17 protein-coding genes are annotated in these 16771 nt (G+C 61.4%); 5 read left to right on the top strand and 12 right to left on the bottom strand.

Annotated elements, in window-relative coordinates; translation table 11 throughout:
- Positions 1–31 precede the first annotated feature (31 nt).
- The 4 genes from ACIQUG_RS22530 to ACIQUG_RS22515 are packed head-to-tail and all read right to left on the bottom strand — an operon-like array spanning position 32 to position 4174.
- Positions 32–784 (bottom strand): ABC transporter ATP-binding protein, encoded by a 753-nt coding sequence (locus tag ACIQUG_RS22530; RefSeq protein WP_402324220.1) that lies wholly within the window; start codon positions 782–784, stop codon positions 32–34.
- Positions 778–1845, bottom strand: a complete 1068-nt coding sequence (locus ACIQUG_RS22525) for an iron ABC transporter permease (protein ID WP_043625235.1) — start codon at positions 1843–1845, stop codon at positions 778–780. The genes ACIQUG_RS22530 and ACIQUG_RS22525 overlap by 7 nt, the downstream gene beginning before the upstream one ends.
- Complete coding sequence (locus ACIQUG_RS22520) at positions 1845–2984, bottom strand: ABC transporter substrate-binding protein (RefSeq protein ID WP_402324219.1); 1140 nt, start codon at positions 2982–2984, stop codon at positions 1845–1847. The genes ACIQUG_RS22525 and ACIQUG_RS22520 overlap by 1 nt, the downstream gene beginning before the upstream one ends.
- Positions 2985–3040: 56 nt before the next feature.
- Entirely contained in the window at positions 3041–4174 is a 1134-nt protein-coding gene (locus ACIQUG_RS22515) for an ABC transporter substrate-binding protein (protein ID WP_402324217.1), read from the bottom strand.
- 104 nt (positions 4175–4278) lie between these two features.
- Here ACIQUG_RS22515 and ACIQUG_RS22510 point away from each other — a divergent pair, with 104 nt between their 5' ends.
- Entirely contained in the window at positions 4279–5082 is an 804-nt protein-coding gene (locus ACIQUG_RS22510; protein WP_402324216.1) for a class I SAM-dependent methyltransferase, read from the top strand.
- A gap of 165 nt (positions 5083–5247) precedes the next feature.
- Here ACIQUG_RS22510 and ACIQUG_RS22505 read toward each other — a convergent pair whose 3' ends face one another.
- The 4 genes from ACIQUG_RS22505 to ACIQUG_RS22490 all read right to left on the bottom strand — a co-directional run bounded on the left by ACIQUG_RS22505 (position 5248) and on the right by ACIQUG_RS22490 (position 7974).
- Positions 5248–5832 carry a dual specificity protein phosphatase family protein gene (locus ACIQUG_RS22505; protein WP_402324215.1) on the bottom strand — a complete coding sequence of 195 codons (585 nt, stop codon included), beginning with the start codon at positions 5830–5832 and terminating at the stop codon, positions 5248–5250.
- Between the two features lie 156 nt (positions 5833–5988).
- Positions 5989–6360: a response regulator gene (locus ACIQUG_RS22500; RefSeq protein ID WP_402324214.1), complete on the bottom strand. Its 372-nt coding sequence runs from the start codon at positions 6358–6360 to the stop codon at positions 5989–5991.
- Between the two features lie 173 nt (positions 6361–6533).
- Positions 6534–6788, bottom strand: a complete 255-nt coding sequence (locus ACIQUG_RS22495) for a DUF1344 domain-containing protein (protein WP_402324213.1) — start codon at positions 6786–6788, stop codon at positions 6534–6536.
- 604 nt (positions 6789–7392) lie between these two features.
- Complete coding sequence (locus tag ACIQUG_RS22490) at positions 7393–7974, bottom strand: intradiol ring-cleavage dioxygenase (protein WP_402324212.1); 582 nt, start codon at positions 7972–7974, stop codon at positions 7393–7395.
- A 325-nt stretch (positions 7975–8299) separates the two neighbouring features.
- Here ACIQUG_RS22490 and ACIQUG_RS22485 point away from each other — a divergent pair, with 325 nt between their 5' ends.
- Complete coding sequence (locus ACIQUG_RS22485; protein WP_402324210.1) at positions 8300–9508, top strand: aromatic ring-hydroxylating dioxygenase subunit alpha; 1209 nt, start codon at positions 8300–8302, stop codon at positions 9506–9508.
- 91 nt (positions 9509–9599) lie between these two features.
- Here the strand turns inward: ACIQUG_RS22485 and ACIQUG_RS22480 are convergent, their stop codons facing one another.
- Positions 9600–11012 carry an aminotransferase gene (locus tag ACIQUG_RS22480; RefSeq protein WP_402324208.1) on the bottom strand — a complete coding sequence of 471 codons (1413 nt, stop codon included), beginning with the start codon at positions 11010–11012 and terminating at the stop codon, positions 9600–9602.
- 209 nt (positions 11013–11221) lie between these two features.
- Between ACIQUG_RS22480 and ACIQUG_RS22475 the strand changes: the two genes are divergently transcribed.
- Genes ACIQUG_RS22475 through ACIQUG_RS22465 form a run of 3 tightly spaced genes read left to right on the top strand, consistent with a single transcriptional unit; the run spans position 11222 to position 14083 of the window.
- Entirely contained in the window at positions 11222–12181 is a 960-nt protein-coding gene (locus ACIQUG_RS22475; protein ID WP_402324206.1) for an ABC transporter permease, read from the top strand.
- Positions 12178–13002 (top strand): ABC transporter permease, encoded by an 825-nt coding sequence (locus tag ACIQUG_RS22470; RefSeq protein WP_402324205.1) that lies wholly within the window; start codon positions 12178–12180, stop codon positions 13000–13002. Before ACIQUG_RS22475 ends, ACIQUG_RS22470 begins: the two co-directional genes overlap by 4 nt.
- A 7-nt stretch (positions 13003–13009) precedes the next feature.
- Complete coding sequence (locus ACIQUG_RS22465) at positions 13010–14083, top strand: ABC transporter ATP-binding protein (RefSeq protein ID WP_402324634.1); 1074 nt, start codon at positions 13010–13012, stop codon at positions 14081–14083.
- A gap of 45 nt (positions 14084–14128) precedes the next feature.
- On the opposite strand, the gene ACIQUG_RS22460 is transcribed toward ACIQUG_RS22465, so the two are convergent.
- The 3 genes from ACIQUG_RS22460 to ACIQUG_RS22450 are packed head-to-tail and all read right to left on the bottom strand — an operon-like array spanning position 14129 to position 16762.
- On the bottom strand, positions 14129–15211 hold the full coding sequence (locus ACIQUG_RS22460) for an extracellular solute-binding protein (protein ID WP_402324203.1): 1083 nt from the start codon (positions 15209–15211) through the stop codon (positions 14129–14131).
- A 41-nt stretch (positions 15212–15252) separates the two neighbouring features.
- Positions 15253–15912 (bottom strand): TetR family transcriptional regulator C-terminal domain-containing protein, encoded by a 660-nt coding sequence (locus tag ACIQUG_RS22455; RefSeq protein WP_402324633.1) that lies wholly within the window; start codon positions 15910–15912, stop codon positions 15253–15255.
- A 40-nt stretch (positions 15913–15952) separates the two neighbouring features.
- Entirely contained in the window at positions 15953–16762 is an 810-nt protein-coding gene (locus ACIQUG_RS22450) for a class I SAM-dependent methyltransferase (protein ID WP_402324202.1), read from the bottom strand.
- Positions 16763–16771 lie beyond the last annotated feature (9 nt).

Genomic DNA, 16771 nt, shown 5'->3' with positions numbered 1-16771 from the left:
TGGCCAAGCGTGTCGAGCGGTTCGCAACATCTCAAAGAGATTCATCGACGATGACGACGGGGCGCCCCAGGGAGCAGGCCTCTACCCGCGCCTCGACTCGATAAACCGAGCGCAGCATATCCGCGGTGATAACGTCGTGGGTGGGGCCGCTCGCCAGCACCGATCCGCCACTGATGACGATCGTGTCGTCGCAATAGCGCAGCGCATGGTTCAGATCGTGCAGCGCAATCAGCACCGCCATACCCGATTGCGCCGAGAGGCGCCTCATGAAGCCGAGCACCTCGATCTGGCGAAAGAGATCGAGCGCCGAGGTCGGTTCATCCATCAATAGCACTTCGGGCTTCCGCACGAGCGCTTGAGCAATGGAGACGAGTTGACGCTGGCCGCCTGAAAGCTCACCAAGGCCGCGAAAGGCGAGATCGGCGATCCGGAGTTCGCCCAACACCCGGTCGATCTCGGCGAGTTCGGCGTCCTTCACCTTCCAGCCGGATCCTTGCTTGGCCGATAGCAGCACCGACTCGTAGACCGTGAGCACGGCATTGGCGCCGGTATCCTGCGGCATGTAACAGATGCCATGCGGGCCCTTCGCCGCATCGGACAGATGAACAGTGCCGGGCCCGGACGTCAGGCCTGCGATGCGCTTGAACAGTGTCGATTTTCCGGCGGCATTGGGACCGATCACCGCCGTCAGACCGCCACCACGAAGCACGCCCGTGTTGACGTCCGAGAGCACCGTGTGGCGGCCGTATTTCGCGCCGACTTTTTCCAGCGTCAGGCTTACCATGCGCGCCTCCTGTTGGTGAAAATCAGCACGAAGAAGAAGGGCACGCCGACGAGCGCGGTGATGACTCCGATCGGGAGCACGGCGCCGGGAATGATCATCTTGCTGACGACCGAAGTGACCGAAAGCAGGAGTGCGCCACACAGCACAGAAGCTGGCAGGAAGAAGCGCTGATCCTCACCGACCAGCATTCGGGCGATGTGCGGTCCGACGAGACCGACAAAACCGATCGTTCCGACGAAGGAGACCGGGATCGCCGCAAGCAGGCTGACGGTCATCATTGCCTCGAGCCGCAGCCTGCGGACGTTGATGCCAAAGCTTGCTGCCTTGTCGTCGCCAAGCCGAAGCGCGGTCAAAGCCCAGGCGTGCCGGGCGAAAAGCGGCAAGGCGAACAGCAACACGGCGCCGGTAATCCAGACCTTCGGCCAGGTTGCCTTGGTGAGACTGCCCATCGTCCAGAAGACGACGGCGGCCAGCGCCTGTTCGGAGGCGAGATATTCGAGCAAAGATAGCGCAGCATTGAAGGTAAAGACGAGCGCAATGCCGAGCAGAACGATTGTTTCGACCGTAACGCCACGCATCGTGGAGGCGAAGTGGATGAAGAGCGCTGCCAGCATCGCCATCAGGAAGGCGTTGATCGGCACCATGTATTGGACGGCGACGGGAAAAACCGCCACGCCGGCAACGAGACCGAGGGCCGCACCGAAGCCGGCAGCGGCTGAAATGCCGAGCGTGAACGGGCTTGCAAGCGGATTGGCAAGGATCGTCTGCATTTGCGCGCCGGCGACCGACAGGGATGCCCCCACCGTCACGGCCATCAGGGCGATCGGCATGCGAATGTCCCAGATCACCACCCGAAGCTGGTCGCTTACCGTTTCAGGGCGAAAGAGCGCGGTCAGCACGTCGGCGAGCGGATAGTTCGCAGGCCCGAGCGCCATGTCGACAGCAACCGACGCAAAGAGCGCGCCAACGAGGCAGGAGATCAAGACCAGGCGGCGCAGAACGAGGGAGCGGTAGCGCGCTCGGCTTTCGACCCCGGATATTTGTTCGGTCACGGCAACCATCAATCACCACTCTTGGGAAGCGAGGCGAAGTAGCCAGGGCGGTAGGTCACCGGCAGGAACTTCTCATGGAACTCGCGGAAAGTCCGGTCCGGGTCGATGTCGGCAAAGAGCTCCGGATGGAACCACTTGGCAAACTGCTGGATCGGAATGAACTCGTAAGGCGCACCGTAGAACTGGTGCCAGACGGCGTGCACATTGCCCTCCTTCACCGCCTTAAGGCCTGGAAATCCAGGGCGCTGCATCAGGCCGCGCAAGCGATCTTCTGCCGCCGCCGGATCGGCGCCGCGTCCGACGCTGACGAACTGGTTGAGATCGGATTCGGCCGACCAGTTGCTGCCGGTGATGATGACGTGATCGGGATCGCTGACGATCAACTGCTCGGGATTGAGGTCGCCGAAGGTGCCCTTGATGACGTCAGAACCGATATTGTGGCCGCCAGCCTCTTCCACCATCTTGCCGAAATTGGCCGGGCCGAAGGTCCGGCAGCAGACGACGTCGCCGGTAATGCCGGGAGAGCGCTCGATGAAGACTTTCGGGCGCGCAATTTCTCCAGCCTTCCTGAGGCGATCCGTCACCAGCGCAATTTGGGCATTGCGATAGTCGATGAATTCGCGGGCCCTCGCCTCGGCGCCGAAGAGCTGGCCCAGGATTTCGACCGACTTCTCGCTGTTGGCGGCCGGATCGACGCGGAAATCGAGATAGACGACGGCGATGCCGGCGGCAGCAGCCTTTTCGATGAAGCCCGATTCCTCGACGGCCTGCTGCGCTTCGAGATTGAGCGTTAGCACGTCCGGCTTGAGTGCAATGGCTGCCTCAAGGCTAAAATCGCCTGAAGGAATGTAGCCGAAACGCGGCAGCTTCTCGATTTCGGGGAAGCGCTCCACATAAGCGGCGTAGGAATCCGGATCCTTTTTCAGGAGATCATCGCGCCAGCCGACAATCGTGTCGAAGACATGCTCGCCTTTCAACGCGGCCGCCACGTGGATCTGCCGCGCTTCGCCCAAAAGCACGCGCTTGGCAGGCAGCGCGATTTCGACCCGGCGGCCGGTAACGTCGACAATTTCAGCCGCACTTGCGGGCAGAGCCGCCAAAACGAAGGCTGCGACCATCGACGACGCGATTTTCCTGAAGATCGACATTCTCACTCCTTTCGAACGCGACGTCGGAGACCTCCCCTCTCCGGTCGTCGATGCGCTTATTTGGCTGCCGTCAGCGAAACGAAGTAGCCGCTCTTATAGGGAAGCGGCAGGAAGCGCTCATGCAACTCCTTGAACGTCGCTTCCGGATCGAGATCGGCGAAGAGATCCGGATGCAGCCACTTGGCGATCTGCTGGATGGCGACGAACTGGTAGGGGTTGTTGTAGAACTGGTGCCAGATCGCGTGGACCTGACCGTCCTTGACCGCCGCAACACCGGTGAAGGCCGGGCGCTTGGTCAGGTTCTCAAGCTTGCGGACCGCTTCCTTCTCGTCTGCGCCATAGCCGACACCGACCCAGGCGCCGCCTGGCACATAACCCTGCCAGTTGCCGCCGGTGATGATGATCTGGTCGGGGTTGGCAGCGATGATCTGTTCCGGATTGACCACGCCGAAGGTGCCTGGAATGATGTCCTTTGCCATGTTCACGCCGCCGGCGAACTCGACCATCTTGCCGAAATTCTCGTTACCGAAAGACATGCAGCAATCGTCGGAATAACCACCGGCGCGTTCCACAAAAACGAGCGGCTTCTTCGGATTGGCCTTCGCCAAGACGTCGGTCACCTTGGCGATGCTCTCGGCGCGGAACTTGATGAACTCCTCGGCCTTTTCTTCCTTGCCGAGCAGCTTTCCCATCACGCGCATGCTCGGCTCGGTGTTTTCCATCGGCTTTTCGCGGAAATCGACGTAGACGAGCGGGATGCCGACCTTGGCGAGTTTCTCGATGTAGCCGGCCTCTTCCGTTGCCGTCTTGGCGTCGACGTTCATCAGAACGACATCTGGTTTCAGGGCCACCGCCTGCTCGATATCGAAGGTCCCATCCTTCATGCCGCCGAAGGTCGGCAGCTTGGCAATGTCAGGGTACTTTGCGAGATAGGCAGCGTAGCTTTCAGGGTCCGCCTTCGCCAGATCATCGCGCCATCCGACGACGCGCTTGAACGGCTCCTCGCGGTCAAGCGCGCCGAGGAAGTAGATCTGGCGCCCTTCGCCGAGAATCACGTGCTCGACGGGTACATTGACCTCGACATCGCGGCCTGTGACATCCTTCAACGTCACGACATCAGCGAAGGCGGCCGTGGAAAAAAGCACGCAAAGGCTTGCGGCGGCCGCAGCCACCCTGTTGAAAAACCGCATTGTTTTAGCTCCGCTGGAAAATTCAGGCGATCTAATGTTTCATGACTTTATTAGTCAACATTTATCTTTTAGAACGCCTCCAAACAGGAACGAACGGTATCGACATGAGTGGTGTGACGGAGCGGCAGAACTACAACCTGCGCGATGAAATCAAGGCCTACTGGTCGGACCGGGCGGCAACCTTCGATTTGTCCCCGGGCCACGAGATCTTCTCGGAGGAAGAACGCGCGGCCTGGCACCAACTGTTTCTCCGTCACCTTGGGCCGGGCGCAGGGCGTGCCGCGCTGGATCTCGCGAGCGGCACCGGCGTCATCTCGCATCTTCTCGATGAACTCGACTTCAAGGTGCAGGGTCTCGACTGGGCCGAGCCGATGCTTCAACGCGCCCGGGAAAAGGCGCGCAAGCGCGGACGAGCGATCCGCTTTGCCCTCGGCGACGCCGAAAATACCATGGAGCCCGACGACCACTACGATGTAATCGTCAACCGGCATCTGGTCTGGACGCTTGTCGACCCGGCCGCAGCCTTTGCCGAATGGCTGCGGGTCCTGAAGCCCGGCGGCAGGTTGCTGATCGTCGATGGTGACTTCGTCAATACCACCGCGCTCGAGCGGCTGTTTTCCAAGCTCAGTACCTGGGGGCAGCGCCTCGGGCTTTTCAAGACGGAGACGCCGACCGGTTCACCGCAAATGATGGCAACCCACCGCAGCATCCTCTCGCGCGTGCATTTCTCCGAGGGCGCTCGGGCCGAAGCCGTCGTCGAACTGTTGCGCGGAGCCGGCTTCGTCGACATCATGATCGACAGGGACCTTCACGAGATTCATCGCACCCAGGCCGCAAACTGGAATCTCTTCAAGGGCTTGGCGAGGCGCTCGCAGCATCGCTACGCCATTCGCGCGACAAAAGAGTGACGATGCCACAACCGAAGAGATCGGCGCCAACGAGCATCGCGATCTGTTCCTTGGGCAATTGACGTGCGCTGTCAACGATCAGCGGCAAGCTCCTGAAGGCGGCACTCGTTGCCGGACCTGAACGATGAGCCTGATGGGCCCGTCCGACGCAGCCGTTTTCAGAACTTAGGACCGCCCCGATCTTGGTGGGTGCGCCTGCCCTGGCGGTTGCTCGAACTTTTCCCAGCTTGCGTCCATGGCGTATGTCGCGGAAAGCAGTGGTAGACCGATATGACCGAATCGGATCGAAAGTTGCTGTTCCGCCTCCTCCTCGTCTACGTTCGCGACCTTGTTCAGATAGATCACCGAGGCTAGGCCAGTTCGATCAGAGCCGGAGCGACAATGAATCAGCAGCGGCTTGGGAGCGTCCCGGAGGATGGCCGCCAGCTTTTGCATCTCCTCGACACTCAATTCCGTGCCGGCGTTCATGCCGAAATCGATGTGGACCAGTCCTAGCGAGCCGGCGGCAGCGATTTCCTCCTTGTACCAGGTTGAGCCTTTGGCAGCACCGCGCAGGTTGAGGACCGCCTTGATGCCATAGCGCTTGCTATAGTCGATGAGTTCCGCGGCCGAAGGTTGGTTGGATCGGTAGATTTCGCCCGGCACGACAATGGCGAAGTTTCCCGACAGCTGAATGCCGAAGAGGTAGGCTCCGAGCCCGAGGGCGGCCGCGGCGACGGAGTAACCCGCCCATTTCCATTGTTTCTTCATGTCGAGCTTTCGCGCTGTCAGGACTACCCGAATGGCATCATTAGCTGACAGCAAGCTGAACGCCGGCGACGATGGTGACGACCCATCGCATCGCAACTCAGGAAGGCTCCGGTTTGGTGGCGTGAAACAGGTCTGCGGGCACCATCTGATCACGTCTTAAAAAGGTGCCATTGCCTGTGAGCGAACAGCGCAAATTGCATTGGTAAGTGTCGAAAGATCAAACGGCTTGACGAGGTAATCGGTGGCGCCGGAACTGACGGCGTTCATCCGGTCAGATATCTGATCATTCGCTGTTATGACGATCACCGGCGTGGCGTCATTGGTCGCTCGTAGGTTTCGCAGCAGCGACAAGCCATTTCCATCAGGGAGGTTGAGGTCGAGGAGCACCAGATCGAAACGCCCCGCCTGGACAGCGATATTCGCCTCCCCAAGGGGAAGGTACCAGTCTGCGGCGTGCCCCATAGCGGCGAGATGGTCGCGAAGCGCATCTCCCAACACCTCGTTGTCCTCAACGAGAAGGCATCTCATCGTTGCCTCCCGCTCTAATCGAGCCGCCGGCCGGGCACCCGATGGTGGCCGGGCAATGGACTGTGATCACCAGTTCCTTCGGTTTCATAGAGATCGAAGCTCCATCGAGTGGATCAAGGGGCGGGGCGACAGTGGCGTCACCGCGCGGATCATCGCTGACGGTATCTGCTGCGCTATTTGACGCGCTCGACCGACGACGCGACGTTTTCTCCATGCCTCTTCGTGTAAGTGGCCCTGACTTTTGTGCCGGGCTTGAAGTTCTCGGCTTCGGTGCCCTCGCTTAGCCTGAGCACCATACCGTCTCTCAGCCGGATCGCGTCTCGTGACTTATCAATGCTCGGCACTACCCCAGAAACATTGGCTGCCATTGCCGATGAAGCGATGATGGTGGCTGCGGTGACGCATGCTGTCATGAGGAGCTTTTTCATGTTCTTCGCCTTGGTCCTTCCGAACTGCGACTGCTTTCACACGCACTTTCGATTTCAACGGTGTCACGAACGTGTTCGCCAGCATACCGATTGGACAGCTTTGCAGTGTCTCGGTTCTCGTTTTCCTGGTATTTGCAGCGGCTTCTCCGCCCCCATTTCAAGGCGGCATTTCAAAGTGTTGATTGCCGCGCACCGACTCTTTCGGACAGCGGCGGGCATGTATTTGAGCCGCAAGCCGAACCTTACAAAGCCGTAAGGGTTGCGAAAGGTCACCCTATGGCCGGCGTTCTACTCTTGCTTGGAAAGCAACCTCCCTTGTGATTGTCCAAAGGAGAAGCGCCGTGAGCATGCAACCGAGTGCCTCGAGCGAGCGCTGTGCCGATTAGATACGACGCCCGGCGGTGTCTGGCCGCGCGCCGACAGGGAGAGGAGAAACCCCGCCCTTCCTCACCAGCGCAGACGCGATTGGATCCTCCTTGTTCGAGGCGACACCAATCCCGACCTTCAGGTCAACGCCAAGCGCGGGTCTGAGTTCGGAGTTGGGGTTCGGCAGATCCGAGGCAGCGAATGACGAGCTGAACATTTAGCCGATGTGACACGCCAGTTACGCCACGATGAAATCGTAGCGACCGAATTTTCCGTCGGTCGTCGCGCTGATATCGAGTACCAAGGCTGCATTGAATATGCGGTCACGTTCGTTGCCTGGCTCATTGGCAAAATAAAGTTGCGTCGTCAGCACGTCCCCGCCGGGCCGCTGGACTTTCACATGGTAGTGCCGGGTGCGACCGGGATAGAGCCCTGGCACGATCGTCTCGAACCACCATTTGCCATCGGCATCTGTGAATTGATGTCCGCGGAGTTTGTATCCGCTGTTGTCGTAGGTGCCGTTCTCATCCGCGTGCCATAGCTCGATCAACGCTCTCGCTACCGGCTGGCAGTTCTTGGTGAGTACAAGACCAGCAAGCGTCAGCCTTTCTCCGCCCGGTGCATCCTTCGCAAAGTCCTGTTTTTCAGGGCTCTGCGGCGTAAAATACGGGCCTTCGGTCTGGTCCGGCGTCAGCTCGTGGTCATCGCCGCAACTAGCCGTAAGCGGCAACTCCACCGGAATGCCAGCAGCCTGGCTCAGGCCCGGCAGCACAATCGGCGTAGCGACGAAGCTGATAAGGAAATTTCGCCGGGTCGGCATGGTGCTGTTCTCCAAACACGGAAGCCAGGATCGTTGCCGCCCCATTGGGCAGAAGTGGGGCCGACATTAGCGGAATCTCGATCACAACGTGACCGGCAACACCGCTGTTGGGAGTCTGGCGATATCGAACAGCGGCGCAGATAGCCCGCACGCAACGAAGATGGATAAGGCGGTTGGCCTGACTGTCCGCACGGTCAATCGCCAACCTGACGAAGCTTCGTGACGGCCCAACGCATTGTCCAACAACGGCGCCCATGCCCGTCGCGACCTGCAGGTCTTCCCTTCGTCGCAAAACCTGGCTATATTGAATGAACGTTCAGCAAAAATGGAGACCGTGGTGAACGAACTGGCCCGCGACATTTCCGTTCCAAACGACTGGGATCGCCGTGGGCTGCCCGGATGGTGCTATCATAGCGATGCCCTGCTGGAGCTGGAAAAGGAACATGTCTTCAGGCAGCATTGGCAGATCGCCTGTCACGTGTCCGACGTTCCCGAGCCGGGTAACTACATCACCATGGATGTCGTCGGTGAGCGGGCGCTGATCCTGCGCGGCCAGGATGGCGCGATCCGCGGCTTTCACAACATCTGCCGGCACCGCGGCTCGCGGGTCGTCGCCGACGACAAGGGCACCTGCCGCAACGCGCTCGTCTGTCCGTTTCACGGCTGGGTCTACAATCTCGATGGAACGCTGCGCGGAGCTGCGCGCCCCCGCTCCTTCCCGCCGCTCGACAAGCTGGCCTTCGGGCTGATCCCGCTCGAACTCGAGGTCTGGATGGGCTTCGTCTTCATCCGCTTCCGCCCGGGGCCGCAGCCCTCCGTCGCCGAACTCATGCAGCCCTTTGCCGAAGAACTCGGCCAGTACGACACCGAGACGATGGTGCCGACGCACGGCATCTGGACGCAGGACAGCCCCGTCAACTGGAAATCCGTTCGCGACGTCGACAACGAAGGCTACCACGTCGCCATGGCGCATCCGGCGCTCCAGGATCTCTACGGCTCGACCTACTACGACGAGCCTTTCGTCAACGGCCTCTGCCGCTCGTTCGCCACCTACAACCCGCATGCGGGCCGGCGCTGGAGCGTCCGGCAGTACGTGACGGTCGCGCCGGAAGCCACCCATCTGCCCGAGCGGCTGCGCAAGGCCTGGATCTATTTCGGCCTGTTTCCGAATGCCGTCATCGCGGTCACGCCGGAGAGCGTGCAGTTCTACCAGGAATTCCCGCTGTCGACCGGCAAGACGCTGCTGCGCGGCGCGATCTATCGCTATCCGGACGAGACGCGTCAGCAGCGGCTCGCCCGCTACCTTGCCTTCCGCATCGACCGCGACACCCAGTCCGAGGACGTGCAGCTGACGATCTGGTCAAACGAGTCGATGACCTCGAAAGCCTTCGGCGGCTTCTATCTCTCCGACCTCGAATATGGCGTGCGCACCCACCACGACCACCTGCGCGCCGTGCTGCCGGTGATGACGCTCGAACAGGCGCCGCGCGAGGAAGAGATGGCCTCGGTCAACGCGACGATGGCGACGCGTTAGCCGAACAAAAAAGAAGGGCCGGAGATCATCCGGCCCCTGAAATCGGCCCTGCCGGGGAATGCTGGCAGGGCCGAGGCATTTCAAGCCGTCTTCAACCCTTCCAGAGTCCTTCGCGCACAAGCTCGTCCATCGTCCGGCGAATGCTGACATCGAGGATCTCGGCCATGTCGTCGATCTGGCCTGTGGTGATCGTCAGCGGCGGCGACATCACGCACATGTTGATTAGCGGCCGGACGAGCAGCCCGAGTTCCTGGCAGTGCCGATCGATGCGTTTGCCGACCTCCAGATCGAGCGTCAGCGGATTGTTGCTGACCCGGTCGGCCACACATTCGATGCAGGCCATCAGCCCCACCCCGCGCACCTCTCCGACCAGCGGCAGCGCTTCAAGCCGTTTCAGCGCGCCCTGGAAATGACTGGTGATGGCGCGCGCATGGTCGAGCAACCCGTCTTCCAGAATGTCGAGATTTTTGAGCGCCACCGCGCAGCCGATCGGGTGGCTGGAATAGGTGAGACCGTGGGCAAACATCGCGTCGGGATGGTTCGACTGGCGCAACGCTTCGAGAAGCCGCGACGAGATCATCACCCCCCCGAGCGGGAAATAGCCTGACGTCACCCCCTTGGCGAAGGTGATCATGTCCGGTTCGATCGAAAACACGGTCTTTGAGGCGAAGACCTCGCCGAGTCGACCAAAGGCCGTCACCACCTCGTCGGCAATGAAGAGGATGTCGTTTTCGGTGCAGAGCGCCCGCATGCGCTGGAGATAGCCCACCGGAGGCACGATCACGCCGCCCGACGCCATGACCGGCTCAGCGATGAAGGCGCCGATTTTTTCCGCCCCGCGCGCCTCAATCACCGCGCGGAACTCTTCCACGAGGAAATCGCAGAACGCCTCTTCGGACTGGCCGGCCGGGCGGCGGAAAGGGTTAGGACAGGTGAGCTTGATCACCTGATCCGATGCGCTGTCCATCCAGTCGTGATCGCGCGGGCGCCCGTTCAGCGACGCCGAAAGATAGGTCGAGCCGTGATAGCCGCCCTGACGCGAGACGATCAACTTCTTGTCCGGGCGGCCACGCACGTTGTTCATGAACTGCATGAAGCGCAGCGCGGTCTCGACCGCCGAGGATCCGCCGGTCGTATAGAACACGTGGCCGAGATCGCCGGGCGCGTGGCCGGCAAGCCTTTGGGCAAGTTCTACCGAGGGCGTGCTCGTCGTGTACCACGGCGAATTGTACGAGAGCGCCAGCGCCTGGTCGTGCAGCACCTGAGCAAGTTCCGTCCGGCGATGACCGACATTGACGCACCACATGCCCGCCGGGCCGTCGATCAGGCGGCGCCCTTCGCCGTCCGTCACGTAGATCCCCTCGCCGCTCTCGATCGCGCCGCGATGCTCGGCGCCGATGCTGCCGGCAACCGGCCAGGGCTGGACGAGATGCCGCGCGGCGCGTTCAGAGATTTCGTCGACCTCTTCATTGTGCATATCTGCCGGATCGCGCTTCGCAGCCATCACGAAATCTCCCATTAAATATGACGACATAAGCCACTCAATTACATGATATTAATCGATAAACGTTCACTTTATTGAATGGCTGTTCAATCAATATTGCAGAAATTCCGCTTGCGTTCAATCCCGATTTGCGTTTTGCTAATCAAGGGAACACCAGAAGGCGGATACCGCCACGGGATGGATTGAATGAAGCGATCGCTGCATTTCCAGTGTCCACGCTCTACGCATTGCGCGAGGGCACGCTGATGGCGGTATTGCCGGGCATCGAAGTGGACCATCGGCCCTCAGCCCCGCCGAAAGGCCGAACGCGCTGGATCGCCAGCGAAGAGGCCAGCGGCCTCGCCCTCATCTCGCCGACCCTGCTTTACGCGCTTGCCCTGCTGTTCCTGCCCGTCCTGATCGTCATCGCCTACAGTTTCTGGACCCAGGACTATCTGACGATCGACCGCACCTTCACCCTTGAAAATTACCGCACTGCCCTTGGCGAGCCGATCTACCAGGACCTTTTGGTGCGCTCGCTGGTGATTTCGCTGGTCGTGAGCGTGGTGACCGTCACCGTTTCCTACCCGATCGCCTGGTTCATCTCCTTCCATGGCGGGGTGCACAAGAACCTCTGGCTGTTCCTGATCACCGTGCCCTGCTGGACGAGCTACCTTCTGCGCGTGATGTCCTGGAAGGTCATCCTGGGCTATGGCGGCGTGATGAACACCGGACTTCTGTCCATCGGCCTGATCGACAAGCCGCTGACGACGCTGCTTTACAATTCCAATGCGGTGGTCATCACGCTCGTCCACAGCTGGGCGGCCTTCGCGATCCTGCCGATCTACGTGTCGCTCGAAAAGGTCGATCGGTCGCTGATCGAAGCGGCGCACGATCTCGGCGACAACAAGCTGATGAGCTTCCTGCGCGTCACCCTGCCGCTCTCGCTGCCGGGCGTCATTTCCGCCTTTCTCATCGTCATGATCCCGACGGTCGGCGACTACGTCACGCCAAAACTCGTCGGCGGCAAGGACGGGGTGATGATTGCGACCGCGATCCAGGCACAATTCGGCAAGGGCGCCAACTGGCCGCTCGGCGCCGCCCTTTCGGTCACGACCATGGTCGTCGTCTCGGCGATGGCGGGGCTCGTTGTCCTCATGCTCAAGCTTTTGCTGAGGGTGACAAAATGAGCGGTCGTCACGGCATTCCGAAGTCCCGCTGGTTACCGGCCTATGTCGGCCTCTACCTGCTCTTCCTCTATTTCCCGATCCTGTTGCTGCCGATCTTCTCGTTCAACAACGCCTCGACCACCACTTTCCCGCTCGCGGGCTTCACCACCAAATGGTACGCCTCGCTCTGGGGCAATTCGGCGATGCTGGAAGCGGCCCGCAACAGCCTGATCGTCGGCGTTTCCGTTGCGATCCTCAGCACCGTGCTTGGCATCTGCGCCGCCCGCGCGCTGACCCGCTACCGCTTCCGCGGCAAGAAGCCGGCGACCGGCCTGATCATGGCGCCCTTGTTTCTGCCTGAAATCATCGTCGCGGTTTCGCTGCTGATGGTGCTGTTGCAGCTCGGGCTTGAGCTCTCGCTCGTCACCGTCATCCTCGGCCAGGTGATCTTCTGCCTGCCCTATGCCATGTCGGTGCTGATTTCCGGCTTCGACGGCTTCGACCGTTCGCTGGAGGAAGCCTCGCTCGATCTCGGCGAAACGGCGATCGGCACCTTTCGCCGGGTGACCCTGCCCGTCGTCGCGCCGGCGATCGTCTCGAGCCTGCTCGTCTCCTTCACCGTCTCGCTCGACGAATTCATCCTCGCCTTCTTCCTTTCGGGAACCGAGCCGACGCTGCCGGTCTATATCTGGGGTCAGTTGCGGTTCGCGGCCAAGCTTCCGGGCGTGCTCGCACTCGGCAGCCTGATGCTCCTGATCTCGATCCTGCTTCTCACACTTTCAGAAATCATCCGTCGCCGCGCCGAACACAGGCTCAGGGCACAAGGAGCGCAGCATGCCTGACAAACCGATGATCGCGATCGACGGCGTCAACAAGTTCTACGGCATCTACAAGGCGCTCGACAGCGTCTCGCTCGACATCGCCGCCGGCGAGTTCTTCTCGCTGCTCGGGCCTTCCGGCTGCGGCAAGACCACGCTTCTGCGCTCGATCGCAGGCTTCGACACGCCGACCGAAGGCGATATCCGCATCGACGGCCAGTCGGTGATCGGCGTGCCGCCGAACCACCGCCCGACCAACATGGTCTTCCAGAACTACGCGATCTTTCCGCATCTCGATGTTGCGGAAAACGTCGCTTATGGCCTGAAGCGGCTGAAGCTCGATGCGACCGAGGAGCGCCGCCGCGTCGCCGCAGCCCTCGAGCAGGTACGGCTCGGCCATCTCGGCAAGCGCCGGGCACATGAACTGTCAGGCGGCCAGCGCCAGCGTGTGGCGCTGGCGCGCGCCCTGGTGATGCGCCCGAAAGTGCTTTTGCTCGACGAACCGCTGTCGGCGCTCGACAAGAAGCTGCGCGAAGAGATGCAGTTGGAGTTGCGCACGCTGCAGCGCGCCGTCGGCATCACCTTCATCCTCGTCACCCACGATCAATACGAGGCACTGGCGCTGTCCGACCGCATCGCGGTGATGTTCGGCGGCCGGATCGCTCAGGTTGCGACGCCGAAGGAAATCTATCAGCGCCCCAACACCCGCCAGGTCGCCGACTTCCTGGGGGGCATGAATTTCATGAAGGCGCGCGTGACCAACGAGACCGCGACACGGATCTCCGTCGAGACCCCGCGGTTCGGCGGCGTCACGATCGACAAGCCGCTCGGCTTCGTCGCCCGCAACGGCTCAGCGACGATCGGCATCCGGCCGGAGCGGCTGCGCGTTCTCTGGGACGACGCCCGCTCCGACTTCGAGGTCGCGGGCAAGGTCGTCGACCGACACTATTTCGGTGAAATCACCCACCTGATCGTCGATATCCCGGGCCTCGAACAGCCGCTCTCGGTTTCGGAAACCAACAATTTCGGCGCCGACGACATTCCGGTCGGAGACACCGTACGGCTGGCCTACGATCCGGATGCGCTGGTTGCAGTCGCCGACTGAGGAGAATTCGGCGAGCCGTGCTTCACGGCTCGCCGGTATTTCCACTCAGTAGCCGGATTTGATCTTCTCGAACTCGGCGATCATGCGCTGACGCAGTTCGATCGGCATCGGCGACTGGAACAGCGTGTTGGCGAGGAACTTCGAGACATCCGCATAGCCCTTATCGGCAAGAATTTTCGGATCGACCTGCGCCATGCCGCGAGCGTTGGCGTGCCCATAGCCCCAGGCGTCGACCATGTAGGAGGTGATCGCCGGGTCGGAGATCGAATTGAGGAAATCATATTGTTCGTCGACCGGCGCTGCCGCCCCCTTGAGCCGGACATAGCCGCAAACCCAGGTCGAAAGTCCCTCAGCCGTATCCTTCTTGATCGCCGCCGGAACGCCGTCGGCCTGAAGCGTGGTCGCCGTCTCGTTCCAAGCCCAGGCAAGATCGACCTCGCCGCTGGCGATCGCCTGGCTCAAATCGGTGTTGTCGGTCCAGTAGAGGCGGACGTTCTTGTGCACCTCCCGCAGGAAATCGGAGGCCTGCTTGAACTGCTCGTCGGTCATCGTCGTCCAGTCCTTGACGCCGATGGCGAGGCTCGCCAGCGCATAGGCGTCATCGACATTGTCGCCGATGGAGACCCGGTCCTTGAACTTCGGATCGGCAAAGGCCTTGAGCGACTTGACCTCGTCCTCCTTCACCGTGTCGGTGCGGTAGGTGAGCACCGTGTTGCCCCATTCGAAGGGCAGCAGCCAGGCCTTTCCGTCCGGCGTGGTCACCAGCCCCTTCATGGCAGAGATCGCCGGATCGATATCGTTCCAATAGGTGAGCTTGGAGGTGTCGAGCGGCTCGATCAGCCCGGCTTCACGCCATTTCGCCACGCTCTGCGAACAGGGATGGGCGAGGTCCGCCTTGAAGCCGGAGCGCAGCTTCTGGAACGCCTCCTCTTCGTCACCGAAGAAACTGAAGTCGGGCTCGTCCCCATGTTTTGCCGTGTAGGACGGATGGAAAGCCGGGTCCTCGTAGCCGGACCAGTCGAAGATCGTGAGGTTCTCGGCAGCAAGGGCCGGCAGGGCGGTGGTCGAGACAAGCGAGGCGAGAAGGGCGCCTCCCAAGATTTGCCTGCACGCGTTCACCAATGTCATTGCCAACCTCCTCTATCCGGCCATTCCGGCGTTATCGTTCCCTATTTCGGCCCTTCCCGGGTGAAATGCTTCGGGAAGGCGACGAGCAGATATTCGACCGCCGCCGCGAACGCCTTTTCGCGCGTCAGCCCGTCGCCCATCATCAGCCGCAGCCAGAGCCCTTCCATCGATGCGCAAAGCGCCAACGTCATACCTTCCGGCTCGTAGGCGTAGCCGCCCTCGTCCTTCAGCGTCTGGCAGAGCGCCAGGAAAATATCCTGATACTTGACGTCGCGCGCACCGCAGAGCGCCTGGTAGGTCGGGCGCGACTTCGCCTCGCCCCAGAAGGCGCACCAGGCCGCCAGCTTGCGCTTGGTGCAGATCTTGCGGTCAAAGTCGCAGGCAACGAGCGCCCAGAGTTGCGCCGCCGCCTTGTCTCCTGCCTTTTCAAGTGCCGCGCCCCAATTGGCGGCATATTCGTCCGCCATGAATTGCAGCGTGGCGATCAGCAGCTTTTCCTTGCTCTCGAAATGGAAGTTGACGATGCCGCGCGACAGGCCGGCGCCGTCGGCGACATCGGCGAGCGTCGTTTCCGAATAGCCGCGCTTGGCAAGCGAATCGATCGTCGCCTCGATCAGTTGCTGCCTGCGTGTCTCCTTCGACGCCTTGCGCCCACGCTTCTCCGTGTCCGCCGCTTCCCGCACTTCAGGGGTGAGTTTCATCCGTACCGCCGTCTCGTTCTTCTTCAGGCGCAGGTGCATGTCATGCATCCCGCCGCATCGGCTTGATGCCCCGCAGATGAGTGGGACAATGCTCACCACTGTCAAGCACCTTCTGCATGGCCGTCCAGGTCCGGATATTCTTGGCCACATAGGCCTCGCCAACCGCTGCGACGGCAGCCGAATGCAACGCTCCCTCGAGACGCAAAAGCTCCTGGCGCGCGACGCCGCGGTACCATTCATTGCGGCTTTCCGCGCGTGTTTCCACGAAGCCCGCCTCCCCCATGGCAGAAAGATAGGTCGCGGCGGAAGCCATGCCGAAACTTAAACCCTCGGCCCTGAGATAGGCCTTCATGTCGTCGGAGGGTTCGCCGTCATGGGCGATCAACCAGTCGGAGGCGGCAAAGGTGCCGCCCGGCGAAAGCACGCGAAAGATCTCGCAAAACAGGTCGTGCTTCTGGGGCACATGAACGAGCGCATCCTTGGAAAAGACGACATCGAAACTGCCGTCGAGGAATGGCAAGAGGCCGGGCGGCGCCTGGACGAAGGAGACGCCGGCGACGCCCGCGCGCTCGGCCGCCGTCCTTGCATGTCCGATCACCGGCGCCTCGACGTCGAAACCGGTGATGACAAGGGGATGATGGGTTCGGGCGATATGCAGGGTCACGCCGCCGGCGCCGCAGCCGAGGTCAAGGACGCGTTTGCCCGCCAGATCGAGCCCACGAAGCACGCGATCGACCTCCTCGGGACCACCGGGCGACAGATACCCCTCGCCCCACAGCACCTCGAGGAAACGGATAGCCGTATCGTCATATTCGACGCCGTGCACCGCTTCTTGATCGACCGACGACATCCGAGCTCC

Source organism: Ensifer sp. NPDC090286 (genome assembly GCF_044769565.1).
In the GTDB taxonomy this organism is placed as follows: domain Bacteria; phylum Pseudomonadota; class Alphaproteobacteria; order Rhizobiales; family Rhizobiaceae; genus Ensifer.
Note: the sequence above shows the minus strand (reverse complement) of the source record. Positions and strands in the feature narration are given on the sequence as shown.

Excerpts from the sequence above, each read along its gene's own strand:
- ACIQUG_RS22450 (WP_402324202.1), bottom strand. The coding sequence starts at position 16,762 with ATGTCGTCGGTCGATCAAGAAGCGGTGCACGGCGTCGAATATGACGAT.
- ACIQUG_RS22490 (WP_402324212.1), bottom strand. The coding sequence starts at position 7,974 with ATGCCGACCCGGCGAAATTTCCTTATCAGCTTCGTCGCTACGCCGATT.
- ACIQUG_RS22510 (WP_402324216.1), top strand. The coding sequence starts at position 4,279 with ATGAGTGGTGTGACGGAGCGGCAGAACTACAACCTGCGCGATGAAATC.
- ACIQUG_RS22495 (WP_402324213.1), bottom strand. The coding sequence starts at position 6,788 with ATGAAAAAGCTCCTCATGACAGCATGCGTCACCGCAGCCACCATCATC.
- ACIQUG_RS22485 (WP_402324210.1), top strand. The coding sequence starts at position 8,300 with ATGGAGACCGTGGTGAACGAACTGGCCCGCGACATTTCCGTTCCAAAC.
- ACIQUG_RS22500 (WP_402324214.1), bottom strand. The coding sequence starts at position 6,360 with ATGAGATGCCTTCTCGTTGAGGACAACGAGGTGTTGGGAGATGCGCTT.
- ACIQUG_RS22460 (WP_402324203.1), bottom strand. The coding sequence starts at position 15,211 with ATGACATTGGTGAACGCGTGCAGGCAAATCTTGGGAGGCGCCCTTCTC.
- ACIQUG_RS22465 (WP_402324634.1), top strand. The coding sequence starts at position 13,010 with ATGATCGCGATCGACGGCGTCAACAAGTTCTACGGCATCTACAAGGCG.
- ACIQUG_RS22480 (WP_402324208.1), bottom strand. The coding sequence starts at position 11,012 with ATGGCTGCGAAGCGCGATCCGGCAGATATGCACAATGAAGAGGTCGAC.
- ACIQUG_RS22515 (WP_402324217.1), bottom strand. The coding sequence starts at position 4,174 with ATGCGGTTTTTCAACAGGGTGGCTGCGGCCGCCGCAAGCCTTTGCGTG.
- ACIQUG_RS22525 (WP_043625235.1), bottom strand. The coding sequence starts at position 1,845 with ATGGTTGCCGTGACCGAACAAATATCCGGGGTCGAAAGCCGAGCGCGC.
- ACIQUG_RS22505 (WP_402324215.1), bottom strand. The coding sequence starts at position 5,832 with ATGAAGAAACAATGGAAATGGGCGGGTTACTCCGTCGCCGCGGCCGCC.
- ACIQUG_RS22530 (WP_402324220.1), bottom strand. The coding sequence starts at position 784 with ATGGTAAGCCTGACGCTGGAAAAAGTCGGCGCGAAATACGGCCGCCAC.
- ACIQUG_RS22470 (WP_402324205.1), top strand. The coding sequence starts at position 12,178 with ATGAGCGGTCGTCACGGCATTCCGAAGTCCCGCTGGTTACCGGCCTAT.
- ACIQUG_RS22520 (WP_402324219.1), bottom strand. The coding sequence starts at position 2,984 with ATGTCGATCTTCAGGAAAATCGCGTCGTCGATGGTCGCAGCCTTCGTT.
- ACIQUG_RS22455 (WP_402324633.1), bottom strand. The coding sequence starts at position 15,912 with ATGAAACTCACCCCTGAAGTGCGGGAAGCGGCGGACACGGAGAAGCGT.